Here is a 2,506-nt window from a genome sequence, read left to right as displayed (position 1 = left end):
GATCCGTCGGGCGCCCAGGATCAGGCGGCCTTGGTCTCCCAGAAGATGCGGTCGATCTCGGCGATGAGCTCAAGAGCCTTCGCGCCGGTCGCCGGGTCGTTCGACGCCTTGGCGGCCGAGAGGGCCTTCAGGGTGTCGTTGACCAGGGTGTGCAGCTGCGGGTACTTCTCGAAGTGCGGGGGCTTGAAGTAGTCGCTCCACAGCACCGAGACGTGGTGCTTGGCGAGCTCGGCGCGCTGCTCCTTGATGGTGATGGCGCGCGCGCGGAAGTCGGCGTCTTCGTTGGCCTGGTACTTCTCCTGCACGGCCTTGACGGACTCGGCCTCGATGCGGGCCTGGGCAGGGTCGTACACGCCGCACGGAAGATCGCAGTGGGCGGAGACCTTCGCCTTGGGGGCGAAGAGGCGGGAAAGCATGGAGTTTGTCCTCCTCGTGATCGTCTTCTCAAGGGGGAGATTACTCGCTGGACAACCGGATTTCGCGGGCGCCCCCATGGGCTTAGGACAAAAGTCCAGGGCCGCGGCCGGACCGGTGAGCGAATGTACGGACCCGTGCGGCAGCATGCGGGGGTGACGAGGAGGACACGCATGGTGGAGAACGGGCGCCCGCGCAAGCGGTTCGAGGTGGTGGAGGTGACGGGGCCTTCGATGGTGCCCACGCTGCTGAACGGGGACCGGCTCGTCGTCCGGTACGGGGCTGCCGTACGACCGGGCGACGTGGTGGTGCTGCGGCATCCGCTCCAGCAGGACCTGCTGGTGGTCAAGCGCGCGGTGGAGCGGCGGCCCGGCGGCGGCTGGTGGGTGCTCGGCGACAACCCGTACAACGAGACCGGCGACAGCACCGTCTTCGGGCCGGTGCCCGCGGAGCTGGTGCTGGCGACGGCGGTGCTGCGCTTCCGGCCGCGCGAGGAGGATCAGCGTTCGCTGAGGGCCCGGCTGTCCTGGGCGGCCTCGGCGTTGCGCCCGCTGTGGGCGGACGCCTCGGCCTCCAGCCGTTTGCGGGCGCGGTAGGCGGCCACGTTCGCCCGGGTGGCGCAGCGGTCGGAGCAGTAGCGCCGGGAGCGGTTGGTGGAGGTGTCGAGGTAGGCATTGCGGCAGGGCGCGGCCTGGCACAGGCCGAGGCGGTCGGGGCCGTGCTCGGTGAGGGCGAAGGCCAGGCCCATGGCGGCCATGGCGGCGTAGCCGGCGGAGGCGTTCGAGGGGTGCTCGGCGAGGTGGATGTGCCAGTCGGGGCGGCCGTCGTCGGCGAGGGTCTCGTGGCCGGACACCTGGGGGCTGACGGGGAACTCCATGAGCAGCGAGTTCAGCAGGTCGACGGCGAGGACCTCGTCACCGCCGTCGGCGGCCTCGAAGACGGAGCGCAGGCGGCCGCGGACGTTGCGGAAGCGGGTGACGTCACCGTCGGTGACGCGGCGCGCCATCTGCTGACTGGCGCCGAACAGGGCGCGGACGGCGTCCACCGAGGTGAGCGAGTCCTTGTTGCGGGCCGGCTCCTCGGTGTTGACCAGGCGCACGGCGAAGTCCGAGTAATGGGCCAGTTCCACTTGTAGTCCTTACGGCTGCGGATTAGTGTCTCCGGTAACGGCTGAGACGTCTTCGAGGGTATTACGTGTGGAGGGGTTCGGGATGACGGATACGGCGAACACGGTGGATACGACCGAAGCGACGGGCACGACCGACTGGCAGGCCTGGCAGGACAGCTGGGACCGGCAGCAGGAGTGGTACATGCCCGACCGCGAGGAGCGGTTCCGCGTGATGCTGGACATGGTCGAGGCACTGGTGGGACCCGCCCCCCGGGTGCTGGATCTCGCATGCGGTACGGGAAGTATCACGGACCGCGTCCTCAAGCGGTTCCCGGAAGCCACCAGTACGGGCGTCGATCTCGACCCCGCCCTGTTGACGATCGCCGAGGGGCACTTCGCGGGTGACTCACGCGTCACCTTCGTGACCGCCGACCTCAAGGATCCGAACTGGCGCAGCGCCCTCCCCCACGCCACGTACGACGCGATCCTGACGGCCACCGCCCTGCACTGGCTGCCGAGCGAGGAGCTGTCCGTCCTGTACGGGCAGCTCGCACCGCTCCTGCCCCCCGGCGGGGTGTTCATGAACGCCGACCACATGCCCGACCCGGCCACCCCACGCATCGACGCCGCCGAGCATGCCCACCGGCACGCCGCCATGGACCGGGCCAGGACGGCCGGGGCGGTGGACTGGCGCGAGTGGTGGGCGCTGGCGGGCGCCGAGCCGGCGCTGGCCGAGCAGGTGAAGCGGCGCTTCGAGATCTACGGGGAGCACGCGGACGGCGACACCCCCTCCGAGGCCTGGCACACCGAGACCCTGCGCGCCGCGGGCTTCGCGGAGGCGCGTGCGGTCTGGCGCTCCCCCTCGGACGCGCTGGTCCTAGGTCTGAAGTAGGGACCTGAAGCAAGGACCTGAAGCAAGGACCGGAAGCAAGGACCGGAAGCAGGGATCCGGACCTCGGAAAGGACGAGGGGCGGTACGGGGAT

At 70.1% G+C, this 2,506-nt stretch carries 4 protein-coding genes; 2 read left to right on the top strand and 2 right to left on the bottom strand.

The annotated features are described in order from the left end of the window. Positions 1-20: 20 nt before the first annotated feature. Positions 21-416, bottom strand: a complete 396-nt coding sequence (gene sodN / locus ACWGIU_RS35360; protein WP_030009413.1) for a superoxide dismutase, Ni — start codon at positions 414-416, stop codon at positions 21-23. Between the two features lie 171 nt (positions 417-587). Here sodN and sodX point away from each other — a divergent pair, with 171 nt between their 5' ends. Then, entirely contained in the window at positions 588-1,010 is a 423-nt protein-coding gene (gene sodX / locus ACWGIU_RS35355; protein ID WP_453712189.1) for a nickel-type superoxide dismutase maturation protease, read from the top strand. On the opposite strand, the gene ACWGIU_RS35350 is transcribed toward sodX, so the two are convergent. Next, on the bottom strand, positions 914-1,543 hold the full coding sequence (locus ACWGIU_RS35350) for a CGNR zinc finger domain-containing protein (RefSeq protein WP_453712188.1): 630 nt from the start codon (positions 1,541-1,543) through the stop codon (positions 914-916). The genes sodX and ACWGIU_RS35350 overlap by 97 nt on opposite strands. An 82-nt stretch (positions 1,544-1,625) precedes the next feature. Here ACWGIU_RS35350 and ACWGIU_RS35345 point away from each other — a divergent pair, with 82 nt between their 5' ends. Beyond that, on the top strand, positions 1,626-2,414 hold the full coding sequence (locus tag ACWGIU_RS35345; protein ID WP_453712187.1) for a class I SAM-dependent methyltransferase: 789 nt from the start codon (positions 1,626-1,628) through the stop codon (positions 2,412-2,414). Positions 2,415-2,506: the final 92 nt, after the last annotated feature.

The sequence above is a fragment of the Streptomyces sp. NPDC054840 genome (genome assembly GCF_053611065.1).
This window is presented reverse-complemented; position numbering and strand designations above follow the sequence as displayed.

Coding starts and splice junctions, on each gene's coding strand:
- ACWGIU_RS35345 (WP_453712187.1), top strand. CDS start 1,626: ATGACGGATACGGCGAACACGGTGGATACGACCGAAGCGACGGGCACG.
- sodN (WP_030009413.1), bottom strand. CDS start 416: ATGCTTTCCCGCCTCTTCGCCCCCAAGGCGAAGGTCTCCGCCCACTGC.
- sodX (WP_453712189.1), top strand. CDS start 588: ATGGTGGAGAACGGGCGCCCGCGCAAGCGGTTCGAGGTGGTGGAGGTG.